This is a genomic window from Brevundimonas sp. SORGH_AS_0993 (genome assembly GCF_030818545.1).
In the GTDB taxonomy this organism is placed as follows: domain Bacteria; phylum Pseudomonadota; class Alphaproteobacteria; order Caulobacterales; family Caulobacteraceae; genus Brevundimonas.
The window spans coordinates 1,214,814-1,235,448 of record NZ_JAUTAH010000001.1; the positions used below are offsets into that span (position 1 = coordinate 1,214,814).

General features: G+C 68.1%; 23 protein-coding genes. 7 read left to right on the top strand and 16 right to left on the bottom strand.

Annotation, left to right across the window (positions count from 1 at the left end; translation table 11 throughout):
- Positions 1-70 precede the first annotated feature (70 nt).
- The 4 genes from QE389_RS06035 to astB all read left to right on the top strand — a co-directional run bounded on the left by QE389_RS06035 (position 71) and on the right by astB (position 5,237).
- Positions 71-1,321 carry a hydrolase gene (locus QE389_RS06035; RefSeq protein ID WP_307365411.1) on the top strand — a complete coding sequence of 417 codons (1,251 nt, stop codon included), beginning with the start codon at positions 71-73 and terminating at the stop codon, positions 1,319-1,321.
- Between the two features lies 1 nt (position 1,322).
- Entirely contained in the window at positions 1,323-2,330 is a 1,008-nt protein-coding gene (locus QE389_RS06040; RefSeq protein WP_307365413.1) for an arginine N-succinyltransferase, read from the top strand.
- A gap of 151 nt (positions 2,331-2,481) precedes the next feature.
- Positions 2,482-3,897: a succinylglutamate-semialdehyde dehydrogenase gene (gene astD, locus QE389_RS06045; RefSeq protein WP_307365415.1), complete on the top strand. Its 1,416-nt coding sequence runs from the start codon at positions 2,482-2,484 to the stop codon at positions 3,895-3,897.
- Entirely contained in the window at positions 3,894-5,237 is a 1,344-nt protein-coding gene (gene astB, locus QE389_RS06050; RefSeq protein WP_307365417.1) for an N-succinylarginine dihydrolase, read from the top strand. The genes astD and astB overlap by 4 nt, the downstream gene beginning before the upstream one ends.
- A 457-nt stretch (positions 5,238-5,694) precedes the next feature.
- On the opposite strand, the gene phhA is transcribed toward astB, so the two are convergent.
- Together phhA and hspQ are read right to left on the bottom strand one after the other, a co-directional pair.
- Positions 5,695-6,570, bottom strand: a complete 876-nt coding sequence (gene phhA, locus QE389_RS06055; RefSeq protein WP_307365419.1) for a phenylalanine 4-monooxygenase — start codon at positions 6,568-6,570, stop codon at positions 5,695-5,697.
- A gap of 53 nt (positions 6,571-6,623) precedes the next feature.
- Entirely contained in the window at positions 6,624-6,932 is a 309-nt protein-coding gene (gene hspQ, locus QE389_RS06060; protein WP_307365421.1) for a heat shock protein HspQ, read from the bottom strand.
- Positions 6,933-7,077: 145 nt separating this feature from the next.
- Here hspQ and QE389_RS06065 point away from each other — a divergent pair, with 145 nt between their 5' ends.
- Positions 7,078-8,184: a Ppx/GppA phosphatase family protein gene (locus QE389_RS06065; RefSeq protein ID WP_307365424.1), complete on the top strand. Its 1,107-nt coding sequence runs from the start codon at positions 7,078-7,080 to the stop codon at positions 8,182-8,184.
- On the opposite strand, the gene QE389_RS06070 is transcribed toward QE389_RS06065, so the two are convergent.
- From QE389_RS06070 to QE389_RS06105, 8 genes are all read right to left on the bottom strand, one after another.
- Positions 8,181-9,050 (bottom strand): peptidylprolyl isomerase, encoded by an 870-nt coding sequence (locus QE389_RS06070; RefSeq protein WP_307365425.1) that lies wholly within the window; start codon positions 9,048-9,050, stop codon positions 8,181-8,183. The two genes, QE389_RS06065 and QE389_RS06070, sit on opposite strands and share 4 nt — an antisense overlap.
- Before the next feature lie 25 nt (positions 9,051-9,075).
- Positions 9,076-9,951 (bottom strand): peptidylprolyl isomerase, encoded by an 876-nt coding sequence (locus tag QE389_RS06075; protein ID WP_307365427.1) that lies wholly within the window; start codon positions 9,949-9,951, stop codon positions 9,076-9,078.
- An 8-nt stretch (positions 9,952-9,959) separates the two neighbouring features.
- Positions 9,960-10,448, bottom strand: coding sequence for a pantetheine-phosphate adenylyltransferase (gene coaD, locus QE389_RS06080; RefSeq protein WP_307365429.1), 489 nt, complete (start codon positions 10,446-10,448; stop codon positions 9,960-9,962).
- Between the two features lie 91 nt (positions 10,449-10,539).
- The gene (locus QE389_RS06085; RefSeq protein ID WP_307365430.1) at positions 10,540-11,337 is read right to left on the bottom strand and encodes an aminotransferase class IV; all 798 of its coding nucleotides are present in this window, start codon (positions 11,335-11,337) and stop codon (positions 10,540-10,542) included.
- Between the two features lie 15 nt (positions 11,338-11,352).
- Positions 11,353-14,130: a DNA gyrase subunit A gene (gene gyrA, locus QE389_RS06090; RefSeq protein ID WP_307365432.1), complete on the bottom strand. Its 2,778-nt coding sequence runs from the start codon at positions 14,128-14,130 to the stop codon at positions 11,353-11,355.
- Between the two features lie 270 nt (positions 14,131-14,400).
- Positions 14,401-14,667, bottom strand: coding sequence for a DUF1003 domain-containing protein (locus QE389_RS06095; RefSeq protein WP_307368943.1), 267 nt, complete (start codon positions 14,665-14,667; stop codon positions 14,401-14,403).
- On the bottom strand, positions 14,549-14,932 hold the full coding sequence (locus QE389_RS06100) for a hypothetical protein (RefSeq protein ID WP_307369121.1): 384 nt from the start codon (positions 14,930-14,932) through the stop codon (positions 14,549-14,551). The genes QE389_RS06095 and QE389_RS06100 overlap by 119 nt, the downstream gene beginning before the upstream one ends.
- A gap of 30 nt (positions 14,933-14,962) precedes the next feature.
- On the bottom strand, positions 14,963-15,874 hold the full coding sequence (locus QE389_RS06105) for a DMT family transporter (RefSeq protein ID WP_307365434.1): 912 nt from the start codon (positions 15,872-15,874) through the stop codon (positions 14,963-14,965).
- Positions 15,875-15,945: 71 nt separating this feature from the next.
- On the opposite strand from QE389_RS06105, the gene QE389_RS06110 reads away from it, so the two are divergent.
- Together QE389_RS06110 and QE389_RS06115 are read left to right on the top strand one after the other, a co-directional pair.
- Entirely contained in the window at positions 15,946-16,248 is a 303-nt protein-coding gene (locus QE389_RS06110) for a type II toxin-antitoxin system Phd/YefM family antitoxin (protein WP_307365436.1), read from the top strand.
- A complete protein-coding gene (locus QE389_RS06115; protein WP_307365438.1) occupies positions 16,245-16,625 on the top strand; it encodes a type II toxin-antitoxin system VapC family toxin in 381 nt (126 codons plus the stop codon). Before QE389_RS06110 ends, QE389_RS06115 begins: the two co-directional genes overlap by 4 nt.
- Before the next feature lie 3 nt (positions 16,626-16,628).
- On the opposite strand, the gene QE389_RS06120 is transcribed toward QE389_RS06115, so the two are convergent.
- From QE389_RS06120 to QE389_RS06145, 6 genes are all read right to left on the bottom strand, one after another.
- Complete coding sequence (locus QE389_RS06120) at positions 16,629-17,099, bottom strand: DUF2269 domain-containing protein (RefSeq protein ID WP_307365441.1); 471 nt, start codon at positions 17,097-17,099, stop codon at positions 16,629-16,631.
- Complete coding sequence (locus tag QE389_RS06125; RefSeq protein WP_307365443.1) at positions 17,096-18,397, bottom strand: SDR family oxidoreductase; 1,302 nt, start codon at positions 18,395-18,397, stop codon at positions 17,096-17,098. Before QE389_RS06125 ends, QE389_RS06120 begins: the two co-directional genes overlap by 4 nt.
- A complete protein-coding gene (locus QE389_RS06130; protein ID WP_307365444.1) occupies positions 18,394-18,849 on the bottom strand; it encodes a thiol-disulfide oxidoreductase DCC family protein in 456 nt (151 codons plus the stop codon). Before QE389_RS06130 ends, QE389_RS06125 begins: the two co-directional genes overlap by 4 nt.
- A 10-nt stretch (positions 18,850-18,859) precedes the next feature.
- The gene (ssb, locus tag QE389_RS06135; protein WP_307365446.1) at positions 18,860-19,351 is read right to left on the bottom strand and encodes a single-stranded DNA-binding protein; all 492 of its coding nucleotides are present in this window, start codon (positions 19,349-19,351) and stop codon (positions 18,860-18,862) included.
- A 177-nt stretch (positions 19,352-19,528) separates the two neighbouring features.
- On the bottom strand, positions 19,529-19,951 hold the full coding sequence (locus QE389_RS06140; protein WP_307365448.1) for a hypothetical protein: 423 nt from the start codon (positions 19,949-19,951) through the stop codon (positions 19,529-19,531).
- Positions 19,951-20,628 carry a hypothetical protein gene (locus QE389_RS06145; protein ID WP_307365450.1) on the bottom strand — a complete coding sequence of 226 codons (678 nt, stop codon included), beginning with the start codon at positions 20,626-20,628 and terminating at the stop codon, positions 19,951-19,953. The genes QE389_RS06140 and QE389_RS06145 overlap by 1 nt, the downstream gene beginning before the upstream one ends.
- Positions 20,629-20,635: the final 7 nt, after the last annotated feature.

The window sequence follows — 20,635 nt, forward strand, 5'->3', positions numbered from 1 at the left end:
CGCCTGTTCATGCCGTGTCCAGCCAGTCCCGGCCTTCACCTTTGCCGTCCGTCCGTCTAGGGTCCGGTCGATGCGGATTCTGAACTGCGACCAGGCCGTCCTCGATCACGTCGCCGCGCGACGCGAGGCCATCATCGGGCGCACCATCGACTGGGCGAACATCAACTCCGGCAGCCGCAACGCCGCCGGGCTGAACACCATGTTGGACGTGCTGGACGCCGAGGCGCGTCGCCTGCCCGCCGTCGTGGAACGCATTCCCACTGAAGGCTCCACGACCGTCGCCGACGACGGTTCGGTGCGAACGGAGGCCCACGCGGACGCCCTGAAGATCGCCGCCCGGCCCGAGGCGCCGATCCAGGTGATCCTGACCGGCCACTATGACACCGTCTTTCCCGCCGACAGCCGGTTCCAGAGCGTGACCGCCCGCGCGGACGGGGCGCTGAACGGCCCCGGCGTCGCCGACATGAAGGGCGGGATCAGCGTACTTCTGGCCGCGCTGGAGGCGTTCGAGACCCACCCCGACAAACACGGCGTCGGCTGGACCGTGCTGCTGAGCCCCGACGAAGAGATCGGCTCGCCCGCCTCCGCCCCGCTGCTGGCCGGACTGGGCGCGCGCGGCCATGTGGGCCTGACATACGAACCGGCTCTGGCGGACGGAACGCTGGCGGGCGCCCGGAAGGGCAGCGGCAACTATCATCTGATCGTCACGGGCCGGGCCGCCCACGCCGGGCGCGCCTTCGAAGAGGGACGCAATGCGGTGGCGGGCGCCGCCATCATCGCCGCCGCCTTGCATGGGTTGAACGGCCAGCGCGAGGGCGTCACCGTCAATGTCGCCAAGATTTCGGGCGGCAGCGCCCTGAACGTTGTCGCCGACAACGCCGTAGTCCGGTTCAACGTCCGCGTGCCGGACAAGGCGGCCGCCGACTGGATCGACGCCTCGGTGCGCGCCATCGCCGCGACGCCGCCGTTCGAGGGACTGGCGCTGGACCTGCACGGCGGCTTCACCCGTGCGCCCAAGCCGATGGACGCGGCCCAGACCGCCCTGTTCGAGGCGGTAAAGGAAGCCGGCGCCCTGCTGGGCCAACCCATCGCCTGGAAGCCGTCGGGCGGGGTGTGCGAGGGCAACAATCTGCACGCCGCCGGACTGCCCAATATCGACACCCTGGGTGTTCGCGGCGGCGACATCCATTCGGATCAGGAGTTCGCCTGGCCCGACAGCTTCGTCGAACGCGCCCAGCTCAGCGCCCTGATCCTGTGCAAGGTCGCCTCGGGTGAAATCGAAGCGGCCAAATTGAAATCCCTGCGGATGGAAACCCTGTAGAATGCTTGTCGTCCGTCCCGCCGGTCCTGCCGACCTCGATCATTTGCTGGAGCTGGCCATCCTGTCCGGCCCCGGCTTCACCAGCCTGCCCGAAGACCCCGACGCCCTGGCCGAACGCCTGGAGCTCAGCAAGGCCAGTTTCGACGGCAAGGTCCCGTGGCAGGACGCCTGGTACACCCTGATGCTGGAGGACGGCGACACCGGCGACATCGACGGCGTCGGCTCGGTCAAGGCGACGGTGGGGCTGAAACGCCCCTTCTTCTCGTTCCGCGTCGTCAACAACACGGTCCAGTCGCCGTCCCTTGGCGTCAAGCTGGACCACCAGACCCTGGTTCTGGTCAACGAATGCACCGGCTGGACCGAGGTGGGCTCGCTGTTTCTGAAGGCCGACCGACGCAAGGGCGGCGCGGGCCGTCTGCTCAGCCAGTCGCGCTACATGCTGATCGGCGCCCAACCCGAATTGTTCGCCGAGAATGTGCTGGCCGAACTGCGCGGCGTCTTCACCCCCGACGGCGCTTGCCCCTTCTGGGATCATGTGGCGCACAAATTCTTTCCGATGGAGTTCGACGACGCCGACCGGATGACCGGCTCCACCGACAAGCAGTTCATTCTTGACCTGGCCCCGCGCCATCCGATCTATGTCGAACTGCTGCCCGAACCCGCCCGCGCCGTGATCGGCAAGGTCCATCCGCAGGGTGTGCCCGCCATGGCCCTGCTGGAAAGCGAGGGGTTTCGCCCCAACGGTCTGGTGGACATCTTCGATGCTGGCCCGACCGTATCTTGCGGGCGCGACAACATCCGCACCGTGCGCGATGCGCGCAGGTTGAAGGTCCAGATCGCCGAAGCGGTCGAGGCCGAACTGCCCGCCCTGATTTCGAACGACAGCGTCTCCGCCTTCCGCGCCGTCCGCGCCAAGGGCGACATCGACGGCGACACCGTGCGCCTGACCGCCGAAACGGCCTCCGCCCTTAAAGTCCATGCTGGCGACGCCGTGCGGGTGAAATCGTGATCCTCCCTACCCCGCTCATCCCGGCGAAAACCGGGACCCCGCGCTGTGGGCGAAGGATGCGTGAGATCGATACCCGGTGGTCATCCGACGCACTGGCGATGCGAAAGACCTGGCTCCCGGCTTTCGCCGGGATGAGCGGAGTATTTGTGCCATGACCCGTTTCACCTCCATCGATCCCACGACCGAAGCCGTGAACTGGGAAGGCGACGCCGCCAGCCCGGCCCAGGTCCAGACCGCCGTGGACGCCGCCCGCGCCGCCTTCCCCGCCTGGGCCGATGCCCCGCGTCAAGCGAGGATCGACGCCGTCAAACGCTATCAGGCCGTGCTGAAGGACCGCGCGCCCCAGATCGCCGAGGCCATCAGCCGCGAGACCGGCAAGCCCCTGTGGGAGACCAAGACCGAAGCCGCCGCCATGATCGGCAAGGTGGACATCTCGATCCGCGCCTATGACGAACGCACCGGCGAACGGACCAGCGACACCGCCTTCGGCCGCACGACCCTGCGTCACCGCCCGCATGGCGTGGCGGCCGTGCTTGGCCCGTTCAACTTCCCCGGCCATCTGCCGAACGGCCATATCGTCCCGGCCCTGCTGGCCGGCGACACGGTCGTGTTCAAGCCGTCGGAAGAGACGCCTCTGGTCGGTCAGGTGATGGCCGAGGCCTTCGCCGCCGCCGATTTGCCGACCGGCGTGGTCAATGTGGTCCAGGGCGGACGCGAGACGGGCGCGGCCCTGCTGGACGCCGGCATCGACGCCCTGATGTTTACTGGCTCGGGCGCGGCGGGCGCGCATTTCCGTAGGAAGTTCGCCGACGATCCGCACGTTATCCTGGCGCTGGAGCTGGGCGGCAACAATCCGCTGGTCGTCTGGGACGCCGCCGACGCCGAGGCCGTGGCGGGCATCGCGGTTCAATCCGCCTTCATCACCACCGGCCAGCGTTGCTCGTGTGCGCGTCGCCTTGTCGTGCCGGAAGGCCCGCAGGGGGATGCGATTGTAGAGGCCGTCGCAGCCCTGTCCGACCGCCTGATCTTCGGCCCGTGGGACAGCGATCCGGAACCCTATGCCGGGCCGCTGATCTCGGCGCGTGCGGCCGAGGCGGCGCTGAAGGCGTTGCAGGAGCGGATCGACAGGGGGGCCAAGGTCATCCGCGCCTCGGGTCCGGTCGCCAATCTGCCCGGCGCCTTCGTCAAGCCGGCCATCATCGATGTGACCGGCGTGGACGTGCCGGACGAAGAGATGTTCGCGCCCTTCCTGTCGGTGATCCGCGTCCCGACCTTCGACGCCGCGATCCAGGCCGCCAACGCCACCCGCTACGGCCTCAGCGCCGGCCTGGTCAGCGATGATCCGAAGAACTGGGACCACTTCATCCGCCGCATCCGCGCGGGCGTGGTCAACTTCAACCGTCCGACCACGGGCGCCGCCGGGGACATGCCCTTCGGCGGCCTGGGGGCCAGCGGCAACCACCGGCCCAGCGCCTATTACGCCGCCGACTATTGCGCCTATCCGGTCGCCAGCTTCGAGGCCGATGCGGTTGCGAACATCGAAGTCGAGATCAAGGGGCTGCGATGATCGACGCCGTCGAAGCCAATGCCGACGGCCTGATCGGGCCGACCCATTCCTACGCTGGCCTGTCGCCGGGCAATCTGGCGTCCAGTCTGAACAAGGGCGAGGCGTCGAACCCGCGCGCCGCCGTCTTGCAGGGCCTCGACAAGATGAAGTTGCTGGCGGACCTGGGCCTGCCCCAGTTCGTCCTGCCCCCGCACGAGCGGCCGAACATTCTCTTCCTGAGGGCGCTGGGGTTCACCGGATCGGATGCTCAGGTGCTGGAACGCGCGTGGAGGACCGCGCCATCCTTCGCCGCCGCCGCCTGTTCCGCCTCGCCCATGTGGGCCGCCAACGCCGCGACGGTGACGCCGTCCAGCGACGCCGCCGACGGCCGGGTGCATTTCACCCCCGCCAATCTGCACACCAATCTGCACCGCAGTCTGGAACACCGGCAGACCAAGCGCGCGCTGGACGCCCTGTTTCCCGACCCACGCAGGTTCGCCGTCCATGACGCCCTGCCCGCTGTGGCGCATCTGGCCGACGAGGGCGCAGCGAACCACGTTCGCCTGTGCGCTCAACATGGCGGCCGCGGCGTCAATCTGCTGGTCTGGGGTCGCGAGGCGTTCGAGCCTTGGGACGGCCCCTTCCCCGCCCGCCAGACGCGCGAAGCCTCAGAGGCCATCGTTCGCCGGCATGAGGCGGGACGCCCGGTTCTGGCCCAGCAGTCGCGCGCGGCCATCGCGGGTGGAACCTTCCATAACGACGTGGTCTGCGTCGGGGCGCTGGACACCCTGTTCTTCCACGAACTGGCGTTCGAGGACACCGACGCGACCAAGGCCGCCATTCGCCGCGCCGCCGACGGCCTGTTCGAACCGCAGTTCGTCGAGGTCTCGAACGCCGACCTGCCCCTGGCCGACGCGATCTCAAGCTATCTGTTCAACTCCATGCTGATCCAGGTTCCGGGCGAGGATCGCCTGACCCTGATCTGCCCGACCGAAACGCGCGACAATCCACGCAGCCACGCCGTCGCCGAACGGATCGCCGCCTCCAACGGCCCCATCGGTCGGGTGCAGTATGTCGATGTGCGCCAGTCGATGCGGAACGGCGGGGGTCCGGCCTGCCTGCGGCTGCGCGTCGTCCTGACCGAGGCCGAGCTGGCGGCGACCAATCCGGCCATGCGCCTGACCGATGGCCTGCACGCACACCTGTCGGACTGGGCGACCCGCTGGTATCGCGACGAACTACGTCCGGCCGATCTGGCCGACCCGAAGCTGCTGGACGAAAGCCGGGGTGCGCTGGACGAACTGACGGCGATCCTGAAACTGGGCGCCGACTTCTATCCGTTTCAGCGGCTACGCGCTTGAGCGGCCGAGAGACTTCCTGAAAACTGCGATTTTCGTTCTATGAGCAATCCGTGATGACACCGACGGCCATCTTTCTACTCGCCCTACTGCAACAACAGACAGGCCCTTCCGATCTAGGCGTTATCCTCGTTGAAGCGCACAGAACCGACCCCCTGGTTAGCGTCACTGTAAGCGGCGACATTGACATGGAAACCATAGTGGAAAGCGACCCTGTCGGTGTGCGCTGCGGCATCAGCCGATATACATACGCTCCATATGCTGCACCTCGGCTCTGCTGGATTCGGCGCCCCGCTGGCCAAGTCGTACGACTGACCGCACGCCCCGGACACGAAATGGCTGCCAACTGGTCTGTCAATTGGCAAGGCTGCACTGTTCAGGCTGATGGCCGCTCTTGTCTGGTCAATGTGACCAATCAGGGCGCCAAGGTTGAGGTCGCCTTCGGGACATCCGCGACCAACTAGGCGGCGAACCGTCCGCCTTTTTCGGCATAGACCTGAGTGCCGCGCGTGAAGACCTGGTCGCGGGGCAGGACGGTCTCGATGGCCAGATCGTCTTTCCCCTTCAGCGCGGCATAGACCGGCCCGAAATCCTTCAACGTCTCGTTCTTCAGCGCCTCGATGCTGTCGATGACGAAATAGACCTGCTGGAAGTCATCGATCCGGTACAGGGTCCGCATCACCCGCTCCAGATCGAACCCCAGCCGGTTGGGCGACGGATCGTCCAGCGCGAACACGCTCTCTGTCGCCGACGACACGATGCCCGCGCCATAGATGCGAAGGCCGTCCGCCTCCTTCATCAGGCCGAACTCGACCGTGTACCAATACAGGCGCGCCAGATTGGGCAGCATCCCCAGCCCGGCCGCGCGTTGCCCGCCCTTGCCATAGGCCTCCATATAGGCGGCGAAGTCGGGGTCGGTCAGCATCGGCACATGGCCGAAGACGTCGTGGAAGATGTCCGGCTCCTGCAGGTAATCCAGCTGATCCGGCTTCCTGATGAACTGGCCTGACACGAAGCGACGGTTGGCCAGATGGTCGAAGAAGACCTCGTCGGGCACCAGGCCCGGCACACAGACCACGCTCCAGCCGGTCAGGGCCTGAAGCTTGGGATTGATCACGTCGAAGTCGGGAATTCCGCCCGCGTTCAGGTCCAGCGCCTTCAGCCCGTTCAGAAAGGCGTCGCACGCGCGGCCCGGCAGTATCTTCATCTGGCGGGCGTACAGCGTGTCCCACGTCCGGTGCTCGATCTCGGTATAGGCGCTCCAGTTCTGGGGAATCGTCCAGTCGGCGGCGGCGCCTTCCGGCGGCTGTTCGAAAACGTGTTCGAAGTCGGACATGGCGCGCTCCTCCTTGGGCCGAACCTAGCCCCGGCGACCGCCTCTTCCAACCGTCAGTGCAGCCCGGCGTCAAGCGGCGCGTGATGTCCCTGGGCGTCGGTGGCGAACCAGCGCGCGATCTCGCCGGGGTCCAGAGCCAGATCTCCGGCCTCCAGCGACGACTCGGCGGCGTAGGCGATGAAGCCGCCGTCGTCGCCCAGGGCGAAAACACGATAGAAGGGCTGGTCGGCCTGCAGCACGCCCAGGTCGACGGCGGGACCGGCGTAACCGGGGTCCACGTCCATGACCACGCCGTTGAAGGCGTCGTCGCAGTGGCGGACGGCCTGGCCGACGGCGAAACGGGCGGTGCGAATCTGGGGCATGGAGCGACCTTGCCCCGCCCGCCATGACCAGGGCCGGTATGGGCCGTTCATCTTCCTGACAGAATGGCTTGGCGCGGACGATCCCGCCGCGCTAGGCTGGCCCCGACGGGCGCCGCTTCGGACCGCCCACATCGGATGACGGCCCATGCGGGAGACCCCCGGCGCGCCCGCACGGCGCGACGAGCGGTCCCAGCCTTCCCGTTCGCGGGATGCGTCGGGTCGGGACACGCCGCTTTACGGCGCGCTCGACCTGGGGACCAACAATTGCCGGCTGCTGATCGCGCGGCCGTCCCGCGAAGGCTTTCGCGTGGTCGACAGCTTCAGCCGCATCGTGCGCCTGGGCGAGGGGCTGTCGCGCACCGGCCTTCTGGACCCCCGCGCCATGGATCGCGCCTATGACGCCCTAGCCCTGTGCGCCGAACGGATCATGCGCAAGGGCGTCGAGTCCAGCCGCCTGGTCGCCGTCGCCACCCAGGCCTGCCGCGCGGCCGAGAACGGAGCCGAATTCGTCGAACGGGTGCGAAAGGGCACGGGCCTGCGCCTTCGCATCATCGACCCGGACGAAGAGGCGCGCCTGGCGGTGGAGGGCTGTCTGAACCTGATCGACCCTCAGGCCGAGGCGGTCCTGATCATCGACGTGGGTGGCGGCTCCACCGAAATGTCCTGGCTGAAGCGCGACGGCGTGGACTGGACGACCAGCGCCTGGATGTCGGCGCCTCTGGGCGTCGTCACCCTGGCCGAACGCCACCCCGAGCCGGCCGACGCCGGAGAGACCTGGTACGAGGCCATGGTCGCCGACATGGGCGCGGCCATCGCGGCGGGCGGCGTCTCGGACCCGGCCATGCTGGAGCTGTTTCGCCAGGACCGCGCCCATCTGGTCGGCACCTCGGGGGCCATCACCAGCCTGGCGGGCATCCATCTGAAGCTGCCCCGCTACAACCGCGACCGGGTCGACGGCCTGTGGATGACGCGCGCCGACTGCGAAGCGGCGGCCGAACGGCTGAAGGCCCTGGGACCCGACGGCCGCGCCAGGGAGGCCTGCATCGGCCCCGACCGCGCGGACCTGGTCCTGGTCGGCGCTGCGATCCTGGAGGCGGTGCAGCGCGCCTGGCCCTCCAACCGCGTGCGCGTCGCCGACCGGGGGCTGCGCGAAGGCCTGCTGCTTCAGCGCATGCGCGAGGATCGCAAACCGCCGAAGAGGCGCAGACGTCGGCGCGGGCGTGGAAACGGCTCGGGCCGCAACGGCGGCTAGGCCGCCGGCGTCTCACGCGACGGAATGTCGATGTCGCACACCGAAAAATCGGCTCCCCGCGCCTGACGGGCCTGTTCCACGATGGTGTGGAAGGTGGCCGAGGCGGTGTTCAGCACCTGCAGGCTGGGCCGTTCCGCCGTCGGCAGATCGGCGGCCACGCGCACCCGCGTCATCTGATCGGGGCCGTCCACGATGCCGTCGGGATTGGGACTGGCCTTCAACGCCCGCACCACGTCCAGCCCTGACACCACCCGCCCCCAGACGGTGTAGCGCTTGTCCAGCGCCGGATAGGCCTGGCGCATCAGGAAGAACTGGCTGTTGGCGCTGTCATTGCCCTCGTCGCGCGCCATGCCGGCCACGCCGGGGCAATACAGACCCCAGCCGTGCACCTTGTGATCGCCGGTGCCGGCCATCAAGGCGTCGGGCTGGGTCTGGACGGGCGCCGAGCCGACGAAGCCGACCAAGGCGCCGGCGGGGGCCGCCACCGGCGTGAAGGCCATGTCCGCGCCGCGTCGAAAGGTGAACTCGGCCTTCAGGTCGGGATAGAAGCTCTGGCCGTCGCCGGTGCCCAGGGGATCGCCCGTCTGGGCCATGAACCAGTCGATGACACGGTGCCATTTCAGCGTGTCGTAGAAGCCGCGCGAGGCCAGAAGCCGAATACGCTCCACATGGGCCGGGGCGATCTGGGGCGCCAGTTCCACCAGAATCCGCCCCTTGTTCGTGTCGATGACCAGCAGGTCTTCCGGCGCGACAGTGCGCCATTCGGCCGGCGGCGGTGGAGGCGGCGGGGTCTGTTCGGCCACGGCCGCCGTCGCGCAAAGGCCCAGGATCAGGCCCGACAGGACCGTCGCTCTCAAGGTCTTCATCCCGCTTCCCCTCCCCGTTCAGGCGTCAGCCGCCCGTCACCTCGACCACCGGCTGCACGTCGCAGATGCTGAAAGCCGCCCCGCCCTGCGCGCGCTGGGCGGCCAGACGTTGGGCGAAGGCGGGGCTGCGGGCGTCCATCACCCGGACCGTCGGGCGCTGCGCCTCCGGCAGGGCCGAGGCCATGCGCACATGGGTCATGACGTCGGGATCGCTCACCTTGCCGTCCTCGGCCTCGGACCCTTTCTTCAGCGACTTGACCACGTCCAGGCCGGAGACGATGCGGCCAAAGGCGGTATACTGGCCGTTCAGCAGGTCCTTTTCGCCGGTCATCAGGAAGAACTGGCTGTTGGCGCTGTCGGGCGCGCCCGAACGCGCCATGCCCAGCACGCCAGGGCAGAACAGACCGTGCGCCTCCACCTTGAAATCGGCCGTGACCATCATCTGGGCGTCGGGCTGGGTCTGGACCGGCAGGGTTCCGACAAGGCCGAACACGCCGGTTCCGACATCGGGCGTCTGGGCGAAGCCTGCGTCCCGCCCGCGACGGAAGCTGAACTCGGCCTTCAGGTCCGGCAAGTCGCTGCCGCCCTCGCCCGTGCCCTTGGGATCGCCGGTCTGGGCCATGAAATCGGGAATGACCCGGTGGAACTTCAGCCCGTCATAGAATCCCTGGTTCGCCAGGGTGCGGATGCGTTCGACATGGTTCGGCGCCGCCACGGGCGACAGCTCGACCAGGATGCGGCCCTTGACCGTGTCGATGATCAGCAGGTTTTCCGGCGCCACCGTGCGCCATTCGGCGGTCGCGGCCGTCGTCTGCGCCCTGGCCGGCGTGGTCCCCAGATCCGACAGCATCAGCGCCGACGCCGCCAGCACGGCCGTCGCCGCCGTCATTCCCCAACGCATCCCCGTCTTCATCCCTGACCCTTGACCTTGGCCCGCACGCGCTCGGCGACGGCGGGGCTGACGAAACTGTCGATCGCGCCGTCCAGACGGGCGATTTCCTTGACCAGCCGCGAGGCGATGGCCTGGTGGCGCGGATCGGCCATCAGGAACACCGTCTCGATGTCCTGATTGAGGCGCTGGTTCATCGCCGTCATCTGGAACTCGTATTCGAAGTCGGCGACCGCGCGCAAACCCCGGATGATGACATTGGCGTTCAGTTCTTCTGCAAAATGCATCAGCAGGTTCGAGAAGGGCTGGACCACGATGTCCCCGCCCAGGCCCGCGACCTCGGCCTTCAGCATTTCGACGCGCTCGTCGGTGCTGAACAACGGCCCCTTGTCGTCGTTGCGGGCCACGCCGATGACCACCCGGTCCACCAGCTTCAGCGCCCGTTTGATGATGTCGGTGTGCCCGTTGGTCACCGGGTCGAAGGTGCCCGGATAAAGTCCAATTCGCATGGCGTGTCTCCCCAGCCTGTCGCCTGCTGTTCGGCGTGACTTAGCAGGTGCGAAATCAGCGGCCTAGCCGGCTGACGGCTTCGTCATCGTCTTAAACCGCGACAGGTTGAGGCGGCTGGGACGACCAGGCGCGTTCCAGCCTGCTCAGGACCGCCGGATCGGTCGCAATGGCGATCTCGCCTATGGCCGTGATCGGACAGATCGGGGTGGCGGCGTTGCACAGGAAGGCACCGTCCAGGGTCGCCGCCTCGTCCAGAGGCACCGGCCGGATTTCCGACGGCAGGCCCGCCGCCTCCAGCCCCCGCTGGATCAGGCTCTGTGTGACGCCCGCCAGCATCAGGGCCTGGGGCCAGACGATCCGGTCGCCCTGGATGAAGCCGATATTCCAGGTCGCTCCCTCGGAAACGCAACCCTGACCGTCAATGAACAGGACGTCGTCGAACCCGGCGGCCCGCGCGGCCCGTCGGGCCCGGGTCTGGCCGAAGGTGGCGACGTGTTTGAGATGCGGCGTCTCGCGGACATGGGGCACGGTCGTCACCCTCATACTGGTCGCCAGAGGCGGCGGCGGGGGCGAAACCACGGTCATCACCCTGGGCCGGCCCACGAAGGATGGATTGCGGTGGCCGATCTCGGGCGAGAACAGGCTGACCCGAAGCCAGCAGGCGTCGCGGCCTTCGACCGCCAGCGCCATCAGGCGGCGCAGTTCGGCCTCGCCGGGGCTTTCCCCGAACAGTTCGACCGCTGCCTGTTCCAGCCGGGTCAGATGCAGGTCGAGACCGCGCACGGCGCCCCGCTCCACGCGGAAAGAGGTATAGGCGCCGTAGTTGACCAGGGCCTGATGGGTCAGGTCCTCGGTCGTGGCGGGGCGGCCGTCGATCAGAATGTCCACGCCGCCCTGCTCCGATCAGACCTCGCCGCCCTCTTCACCCGCGACGTCTGTTTCCGCGGCGTCGCCGCCGCCTTCGGGCAGGCGTTCGACCGAGACCACCTTCTCGTCCTTGCCGGTGCGGAAGATGGTGACGCCCTGACTGGCGCGGCCGACCACGCGGACCTGATCCATGCGCGTGCGGATCATCTGTCCGCCCGATGTGACCAGCAGCAGGTCGTCGGACTCCTCGACCGGGAAGGCCGCCGCCAGGCGCGTGCCGGCCCGGCCGCCCAGGCCGTGCGCCGTCAGCCCCTGCCCGCCGCGCCCCGTCCGCCGATACTCATAGGCCGAGGTCCGCTTGCCGAAGCCGGATTCCGTCACGGTCAGGATGAACTGCTCGGCCGCGCCCAATTCGGCGATGCGTTCGGGCGAGATCGGCGCCTCGGCGACGTCGTCCTCGATCTCGGTCGTCGTGGGCTCGTCCTCGCCCTCGGCGCCGGCCAGGGCCTTGCGCATGGCGTTGGCGTGTTTGACATAGGCGGCGCGTTCCTCCGGCGTCGCATCGACACGGCCCAGGATGGCCATGGAGATGACCTCGTCCCCGTCCTGCAGGCGCACGCCCCGGACGCCGGTGGAATCCCGCCCCTTGAACACGCGCACGTCGTCGGCCTTGAAGCGGATCGCCCGGCCCAGCGCCGTCGTCAGCAGCACGTCGTCGTCCGCCGTGCACAGGCCGACGCCGACCATGCGGTCGTCGCCTTCCAGCTTCATGGCGATCTTGCCCGCGCGGTTCACCGTGGCGAAGTCCGACAGCTTGTTGCGCCGCACGTCGCCCGAACTGGTGGCGAACATGATGTCGTAGTCGCCCCAAGTCGCCTCGTCCTCGGGCAGGGGCAGCACGTTCATGATGCTGTCGCCCGGCTCGATAGGCAGCAGATTGACGAAAGCCTTGCCGCGCGACTGCGGATTGCCCAGCGGCAGCCGCCAGGTCTTCAGCTTGTAGGCCTTGCCGTTGGTGGCGAAGAACAGGACCGGGGTGTGGGTCGAGGCGCTGAACACGCCGGTGATGGCGTCCTCGTCCTTCATCGCCATGCCGCTGCGGCCCTTGCCGCCGCGATGCTGGGTCCGATAGGCGTTCAGGGCCACGCGCTTCACATAACCGCCGTGGGTCACGGTCACGACCATGTCCTCGCGCGGGATCAGGTCCTCGTCCTCCATCTCGCCGTCGCCTTCCCCGATCAGGGTGCGACGCGGCACGGCGAACTTGTCCTTCACCTCGATCAGGTCGTCGCGGATGATCGCCAGGACGTTCTTGCGGTCCGACAGTATGGTCAGGTGGCCCTGGATGGTGTCGGCCAGGCTGCGCGCCTCGCCGAAGATGTCGTCGCGCCCCAGGCCGGTCAGACGCGACAGGGTCAGGGCCAGGATGGCGCGGGCCTGTTCGTCGGTCAGGCGGATCTTGTCGCCTTCGACGATGACGCTGCGCGGGTCGGCGATCAGCTCGACCAGGGCCATCATGTCGCCCACGGGCCAGGCCTTGGCCTGCAGTCGTTCGCGCGCCTCGCTGGGGTCGGCCGACGACCGGATAATGTGGATCACCTCGTCGATATTGGCGACGGCGACGGCCAGACCGACCAGGACGTGGCCGCGATCGCGGGCCTTGGCCAGTTCGAACTTGACCCGGCGGACCACCACCTCCTCGCGGAAGTCCAGGAAGACCTCCAGCAGGGCGCGCAGGCCCATCTGTTCGGGCCGGCCGTGATTCAGCGCCAGCATGTTGACGCCGAACGACGACTGCATGGCGGTATAGCGCCACAGTTGGTTCAGGATCACGTCGCCCGAGGCGTCGCGCTTCAGCTCGATGACGATCCGCATCCCCTGACGGTCGGATTCGTCGCGCACGTCGGAAATGCCTTCCAGACGCTTCTCGCGCACCATTTCGGCGATGCGCTCGATCAGGGTCTGTTTATTGACCTGATAGGGCAGTTCGGTGACGACGATGGCTTCGCGGTCCTTGCGAATTTCCTCGACGGAGGCGCGCCCGCGCACGATGACCGATCCACGCCCGTCACGCAGGGCGTTGCGCGGCGCGGTGCGGCCCATGATCTCGCCGCCGGTGGGGAAGTCGGGACCGGGCACGATGTCCAGCAGCGCCTCGTCCGCGATGTCCGGGTCGTCCAGCAGGGCGATGGCCGCGTCCACGACCTCGCCCAGATTGTGCGGCGGAATGTTGGTGGCCATGCCGACGGCGATGCCGCCCGCGCCGTTGACCAGCAGGTTCGGGATTCGGCTGGGCAGGACGACCGGCTCCAGCTCCTTCTCGTCATAGTTGGGCTGGAAATCGACCGTGTCCTTGTCGATGTCCGTCATCAGGGCGACGGCGGCCGGGGCCATCCGGGCCTCGGTGTAACGCATCGAGGCGGGCATATCGCCGTCGACCGAGCCGAAGTTGCCCTGGCCGTCCACCAGCATCAGCCCCATCGAGAAGGGCTGCGCCATCCGCACCAGGGCCATATAGACCGAGGCGTCGCCGTGCGGGTGGAATCGGCCCAGCACGTCGCCGACCACGCGCGCGCACTTCGAATAGGCGCGCTCGGGCGTCATGTTCAGATCGTGCATCGAATACAGGATGCGGCGATGCACGGGCTTCAGCCCGTCGCGCGCGTCAGGCAGGGCGCGGCTGACGATCACGCTCATGGCGTAATCGAGGTACGAACGCTTCAGTTCGTCCTCGATCGTGATCGTGGAAATATCGGAGCCGCCGCCTCCGCTGTTGATCGGGGTCGCGGCGTTTTCGTAGCTGTCGTCGGTCAATGAAGCGTGGCTTTATGCGGCCGGAATCGGAACGTGATCCGCTGGGAGGTTTTCTAGCATTCAAGGCCCCCGGTGGCAAAGCGACGCCGCCGTGAAAGCCCGTCTCTGAAAGGACATTTCCTGTGCGCGCTCGCCGTCTCGCCGCGCTTCTCGGCCTGGCTTCGCCGGTGGCCGTCGCCGCCGCCTGCGCCGCCCTGGCCGTCAGCTAGGATCGCTCCTGCCCGTCATCCTCGGGCCGCCCCCCCTCGGATGACGGTCGCGGTGAACAGATCAGCCGCCCTTCTGGTCCAGCAGGCGACGGATCAGCGCGGTCTGTTCCTCCTGTCGGGCCGTCAGATGCTCGACCTTATCCAGCAGGGCCATGATCTCGATCTCGGCCTTCAGATTGACCTGGTAGTCGTTGTTGGCGTCCAGCCGGTCACGTGCGGCCTGGCGGTTCTGGCTCATCATGATGACCGGCGCCTGCACCGCCGCCAGCATGGACAGCACCAGGTTCAGGAAGATGAAGGGATAGGGGTCGAACGCCTCCTTCCGCAGAAGCAGGTTTGTAACCGTCCCAAAGCGCCAGAAACAGACCGAAGGCGATGATGAAGGGCCAGGAGCCGCCGAACGCAGCCACTCGATCCGCCAGCCGCTCTCCAAACGTCTGGTGATCGTCGAACGTCTCGTTGACGTCCTCGGACACCGGGCGGCGGTCGGCGGCGCTGCGCACCACTGCGGCTTCGGTCTCGGGCAGGTCGCGGGTGTCCTTGCCCAGCCAGCGGCGGGAGACATGATCGGGGTCGAGGCGGGCGGGCGTCATGGCGGTCTCCGAAAATCGCGTCGGATCAGATCAAGCCTTGGCGGCCCCCGCGCGCAAGCCCCGTTCGGCCAGGGCGACCAGGGCCACCCCGCCCATGGCGATGGCCGAGCCGGTCAGGATCTGCGGCGTCAGCACGTCCCCCATCAGCCCCCAGCCGATCAGCATCGACACCACCGGCGTGACCAGCAAATAGGGCGTCACCCGCCCCGCCTCGCGCCGCTGCACCAGCCAGAACAACAGGGTCGTCGCCAGGACCGACGACACGATCCCCGCCCACAGCAAGGACGCCCAGACCATGGGCGTGGCGTTCTTCACCGCCTCCCACTGCCCGTGTTCGAACACCGCCGAACCGAAGGCCATGACGGGAAAGGCCCCCAGCGCCAGCAGTCCCTGCATCTTCAACGGCGGAATGGAGGTCGTCCGCCGGGCCACCACCGTCGTGAGCCCCCAGGCCGCGCCGGCCGCGATGGCGACCAGTATGGCCTTCCAGTCCTGCAGCGCATGGGCGTCCAGCGTCATCCAGGCCACGCCGACGAAGGCCACGCCCATGCCGACCAGGGCCGCCTTCGACAGCCGCTCGCCCAGGATCAGGAAGGCGAACAGAGTGGTGAACGGAATCCACAGCTGGTTGGCGACCGTCACCGGGCTGACGTCGTTCGCCAGCCAATAGGCGGTATAGGCCAGGCCGTACTGGATCGGCCCGCCGATAAGCACGATCAGCAACAGGCTCTTCCAATCCGGAAAGGGCGGCCGCACGAAGACGATCAGACAGGCCGTGGCGATGCCGAACCGGATGGCCCCGACCAGCAGGGGCGGCAGTTCCTGCGTCGCCAGCTTGGCCCCGGCGTTGTTCACGCCCCACACCAGGATGATGGCCACGATGGCGGCGATCTCCAGCCCGGTCAGGGCGTGGGGTTTTGCGGTCGAAGGGGTAGAGGTCATGCCCGCCTATCGCACGGGTCGGATCGCTTGGCCCGTCAAATGGCGTGTCGGCTCGTTGCATTGACATGTACATGCTTCAAGTCCACCCCGTACATATGATCGAAGTCACCCTGACCGCCCTGCGCAAGGATCTGTTCCGACTGGTCGACAGCGTGCTGGAGACCGGCGAACCGCTGGTGATCCAGCGCCGCGGACGGCGGCTGACCCTGGTGGCCGAAACGCCCGCCAAGCCCGTGACGCCCGAGGAACGCTGGGACGCCTATATGGCCCAGGGCGTTCGGGAAGGCGCCGACGACTGGGCGGACGACATCGACACGAACAAGAGCCACTGGACCTGGGATCCGGACACCAAGTTCGACTTTGGCGACAAGTGATCCATCTCGACACCCAGATCGTCACCTGGCTCTATCTGCGCAAGATCCGGAACCTGGGCGACGCGGCCCAACGACTGTTGCGGCGCACCTCTGCGCCCATGATATCGCCCTTTGTGATCGTCGAGCTTGAAATCCTGACGGAGTTGGGTCGCATAAGCCCGCCTTCGGTTCCACAGATGATTGCGACGCTTGAGGATCAGATCGGCCTGGTTCAGTCTGAAGCCTCAATGTCCGCCGTATCCGAGGCCGCCTGCCGCTTCGCCTGGACGCGCGATCCGTTCGACCGGCTGATCGTCGCCAACGCCATGGCCGATGGGGCGAAACTGATCACCGCCGACCAGATGATCCTGCGCCATTTCGATCAGGCGGTCTGGTAGGCGTCAGAACGCCGGCTTGGCGACCATCAGCCAATAGATGGCCAGCACCCCCGCGAACGCCGGCCAGCCCAGGGCGAACCACCAGCGGAACAGCCGGTGATAGGCCGCCGGCAGTTCCGTCCCCTGCCCCGCCGCCTGTTCGGCCAGCGTCATCATCCGGTACTGAATCCAGACCACCGGCAGCCAGCACAGACCGATCAGGACGTACAGGCCATAGGCCGCCAGCAGCCACGGACTGGTCAGGGACCACCCCTGCAGATGGATCAGGCCCAGGCCGCTGATCGGCTGGATCACCACCGCCGTCGCGGTGAAGACGAAATCGGCCAGGACCACGATCCGGCCCACGGCCGCGACCGTTCGGGCATCCCTCGTCGCATGGGCGCGCAGCATGAAGAAGGCGATCCCCGCCCCCGTGCCGAACAGCACCGCGCCCGACAGGATGTGGACGATCTTCAGCGCGAAATACAGGGTCATCGCCGCGCATCCGTGGCGGCGACGAACAGGCACAGAACCATCATCGGCAGAACCTTCAGCCACGGCCCCAGCGGATCGATCCAATAGTGCGGCAGGCTCAGCGTCCCGGCGATCAGATAGCCGATGGTCGCCAGGCACATGAAAATCGCCACCCGCGCCGTCCAGGGCCGCACGAACAGCATCAGCCCCAGCACCACGTCCAGCAGCGCGCCCCACCCGGCGACGAGTTCCGCCAGTCGGCCGTAACCGCCCTCATGCAGAATGGCGACGGCGCGGTCCCAGCCGGGACCGAAGCTGATCAGGCCGGTGATCAGCCAGAACAGGCCCAGGGTCAGGATGGCGACCGGCCGCACGAACCATAGCCGCGCGTGCCAGACATCCTGAACCGAGGCCGGGGTCTCGGCCAGAAAGCGGGAGAAGCCGCGCGACTCGACACCCAGCCGCTCGGCCCAGCCGCTGTCGCGGCCGGCGACGTCGTGATCCATCTGGCGCATCGCCGTGGTGCGGATCGGCGACGACCATCCCAACCGCCCCAACAGGTCGCCGATCGCCAGGGCCGGTGCGGCCACGGCGCGCGGCATGCGCACCACCGGCGCCGGCTTCAGCCCCAGCCAGCCGCGATACAGCCGCACCGTTTCGGCCATGCTGACCGCCTCGGGCCCCGGCATGTCCAGCGTCAGGCCCGACGGGGCGCCGGGCCGCAGGGCAGCGACCACGGCGGCGGCGACGTCGCCCAGTGGAACGGGGCGGAAGGTCTGGTCCCCGCCCACCACCGGCATGACCAGCGGAAAGGCCGCCAGGGCCCGGATCAGGCCCGTCCCGCCGAAAGCCGCCCGGTCCACCACCAGCGACGGCCGCAGGATCAGCCAGTCCAGGCCGCTGGCCTCGACCCTCCGCTCGGCCTCGACCTTGGTGCGGGCGTAGGCCGTGCCCGCACGCTCGTCGGCCCCAACGGCCGAGATGTGGATCAGCCGCCGGACCCCGGCCGCCCGGCAGGCCGCGATCAGGGCGCGCGGGCCGTCGACATGGGCGGCGCGCGTGCTGTCGCCGCCGCCGTCCTGCAGCACGCCGACGCAGTTCACCACCGCCTCCACCCCGTCCAGCAGGGCCGCCCAGGCTTCGGCGGTCGTCAGCTTGGCGAAATCCGCCGCGACCCAGTCGAAGCCCGGCGCCCGCCGCGCGGGCTCGGCGATGCGGCGCGCCCCCGCCCGCACGCGCCACCCCTCCGTCGACAGGGCCGCTGCGACGTGCGATCCGATGAAGCCGTTGGCGCCCAGCACCAGCACTCGTCCGCTCATCCCAGCACCCGGTCCTTCATATCCACGCCCTTGGGCGGCAGGGCGCACCAGCTCGGGCCGGGAAATCGGCGGCGACGGCGTGCGACGACGTCATAGGCCGCGTCGCGCAAGACGCGCGGGACGATCCGCACCAAAACCGCCAGCCGCCACGGCAGGGGCAGTCGCGCGGCGATAGCCAGGACGCCGTCCGACCGCTCGCGCGCCCGACCGTCCTGGATCAGCAGCATCGTATAGGGGTCGTCGGGATCGACGCCGTAATGGGTCAGCAACGCCCGCCCCAGGGGCGACTGCGTCGGGGCCAGGCGGAACACCCCGCCCCGGTCGTGCTTCAGGATCTTGCGCGCCGAGCCGGAGCACAGGGCGCAGTCGCCGTCGAACAGGACCAGGGGCCGGTCGTCCGGAAAATCCGGCACGGCGGGATCGTCGCTATAGCTGTAAGGCCCCCGCCCCACCGACTGGACCTTAGAACGGAATGTCGTCGTTCAGGTCGTAGCTTTCCTTGGGGCCGCTGGGCTTGTTCGCCCCGCCGGTGGAGAAGCCCGAGGAATAGTCGTCGTCGCCGCGGCCGCCGCCGTAACCGCCGCCCGAGGAACCGCCGTCCGAACGGCCGCCCAGCATGGTCAGCTCACCTTTGAAGCGGCTGACCACGATCTCGGTGGAGTATTTCTCGACACCCTGCTGATCGGTCCATTTGCGGGTCTGAAGGGCGCCCTCGACATAGACGGTCGAGCCCTTCTTCACATAGTTCTCGACCACCTTGACGATGTTGTCGTTGAAAATGACGACCCGGTGCCACTCGGTCTTTTCCTTGCGCTCGCCCGAGGACTTGTCGCGCCAGGTCTCGGACGTGGCGATCGACAGATTGGCGATGCGGTCGCCGTTCGGCATGGAGCGGATTTCCGGATCGCGGCCCAGATTGCCGACCAGAATGACCTTGTTGACTGAGCCAGCCATGATGATTTCCTTCTCGCAGGAGACGGCCTGTTATCGGACCGCTCCGTCAATTCAGTCGGATGTCTGACGGCGGAAGCGGATCACCGCCAGCCGCATTCGACATCGAACCCGCCAAATCGGTGGATTAACGAAATGTTCCACCTTTGTTCGCGCCGCGCAAGTCCGACAGGCGTTTCCTTATTTCGCCTCGGGCTCGGCGGCGACGGCGATAGGACGCCCCGTCTCGTCGCGGGTGATGGCTCCCGGAATGGCCAGGCGGCCGTCGCCCGTGCGGGCCATGGCGAAGAAGCGGCTGCCGTTCAGGCTCTTGCCGAACTTCACCCCTTCGCGGTCGATGAAGATGAACCGGCCCTGATAGGCGCCCGTCACCTCCTGGTTGGAGCCGCCCATGCGCAGGAAACGCAGCCGCATCTCTTCCAGGCGCGCGGCGCACAGTTCGATCTGGGCGACGTTCTCGCCCAGCGTCTGCAGTTCGGGCGGCTTGCCCGCAGGTTGCGCCACATAATAGCAGGTCTCGGGCGTGAACTCGAACTTGGGTTCGCGGCTGCACGCCGCCAGGGCGGCCACGCCGGCGACGAGGACGAGGGCGGTCGCACGCATCAGTTCAACTCCGGAAATTGGCAGTTGCGGTCCTGTTCGGCCAGGGTGCGGAAGCGGGCGTTGTCGCTGGACTGTTCGACCCGGCGCGGCACCAGCCGCAGGGTGCTGTCGCCCCAGCGGCCGTACTGAGCCTCGCCCGGACGCACGCAGGTCCCGGCGTACAGGGCCTGGACGCAGGCCGACCGGCTCATGCCGTTGGACAGGACGCGCCAGTCCGATCCGGTGTAGCGCAGGCAAGGGCTGCCGCTGGCGGCGAGGGCGGCTGCGGGCTTGGGCGAGGTCGGCTCGGCGCTGGGGGTAACAGCCGGCGTCTCGACGACCTCGACGGGCGGCAACGCCGGCGGCGGCGCGAAGGCGGCGGTCGGGGCTGCGGCCAGGGCCCCCGTCTCATCCAGGCCCACGTCCAGGGCGTCGGTGGCCAGGCCGTTGCGTCGCGCGCAGTCCGCCAGGGTCGCCAGACCGACGAACCGCCCGTCCACGAAACACTTCAGTTCGCGCGTCGGCTCCAGCGAGGGGGCGTCGGCCAGATCGACCGTCAGCCCGCCCTTGGACGCCGGGGGCGCCTCGGGCGTCTTGTCCCCGCCGCGGGTGAAGACCAGGGCCAGGACGACGGCGGCGACGATCACCAGACCGGCGCCGACGGCGATGATGACGCGGTTGTCTTTGGGCGGAGTCATGGACGCC

Excerpts from the sequence above, each read along its gene's own strand:
- astB (WP_307365417.1), top strand. The coding sequence starts at position 3,894 with ATGATCGACGCCGTCGAAGCCAATGCCGACGGCCTGATCGGGCCGACC.
- QE389_RS06105 (WP_307365434.1), bottom strand. The coding sequence starts at position 15,874 with ATGACCTCTACCCCTTCGACCGCAAAACCCCACGCCCTGACCGGGCTG.
- ssb (WP_307365446.1), bottom strand. The coding sequence starts at position 19,351 with ATGGCTGGCTCAGTCAACAAGGTCATTCTGGTCGGCAATCTGGGCCGC.
- QE389_RS06035 (WP_307365411.1), top strand. The coding sequence starts at position 71 with ATGCGGATTCTGAACTGCGACCAGGCCGTCCTCGATCACGTCGCCGCG.
- phhA (WP_307365419.1), bottom strand. The coding sequence starts at position 6,570 with ATGTCCGACTTCGAACACGTTTTCGAACAGCCGCCGGAAGGCGCCGCC.
- QE389_RS06100 (WP_307369121.1), bottom strand. The coding sequence starts at position 14,932 with ATGACGCCCGCCCGCCTCGACCCCGATCATGTCTCCCGCCGCTGGCTG.
- astD (WP_307365415.1), top strand. The coding sequence starts at position 2,482 with ATGACCCGTTTCACCTCCATCGATCCCACGACCGAAGCCGTGAACTGG.
- QE389_RS06125 (WP_307365443.1), bottom strand. The coding sequence starts at position 18,397 with ATGAGCGGACGAGTGCTGGTGCTGGGCGCCAACGGCTTCATCGGATCG.
- QE389_RS06040 (WP_307365413.1), top strand. The coding sequence starts at position 1,323 with ATGCTTGTCGTCCGTCCCGCCGGTCCTGCCGACCTCGATCATTTGCTG.
- QE389_RS06075 (WP_307365427.1), bottom strand. The coding sequence starts at position 9,951 with ATGCGTTGGGGAATGACGGCGGCGACGGCCGTGCTGGCGGCGTCGGCG.
- QE389_RS06110 (WP_307365436.1), top strand. The coding sequence starts at position 15,946 with ATGCTTCAAGTCCACCCCGTACATATGATCGAAGTCACCCTGACCGCC.
- QE389_RS06070 (WP_307365425.1), bottom strand. The coding sequence starts at position 9,050 with ATGAAGACCTTGAGAGCGACGGTCCTGTCGGGCCTGATCCTGGGCCTT.
- hspQ (WP_307365421.1), bottom strand. The coding sequence starts at position 6,932 with ATGCCCCAGATTCGCACCGCCCGTTTCGCCGTCGGCCAGGCCGTCCGC.
- coaD (WP_307365429.1), bottom strand. The coding sequence starts at position 10,448 with ATGCGAATTGGACTTTATCCGGGCACCTTCGACCCGGTGACCAACGGG.
- QE389_RS06145 (WP_307365450.1), bottom strand. The coding sequence starts at position 20,628 with ATGACTCCGCCCAAAGACAACCGCGTCATCATCGCCGTCGGCGCCGGT.
- QE389_RS06140 (WP_307365448.1), bottom strand. The coding sequence starts at position 19,951 with ATGCGTGCGACCGCCCTCGTCCTCGTCGCCGGCGTGGCCGCCCTGGCG.
- QE389_RS06120 (WP_307365441.1), bottom strand. The coding sequence starts at position 17,099 with ATGACCCTGTATTTCGCGCTGAAGATCGTCCACATCCTGTCGGGCGCG.
- QE389_RS06065 (WP_307365424.1), top strand. The coding sequence starts at position 7,078 with ATGCGGGAGACCCCCGGCGCGCCCGCACGGCGCGACGAGCGGTCCCAG.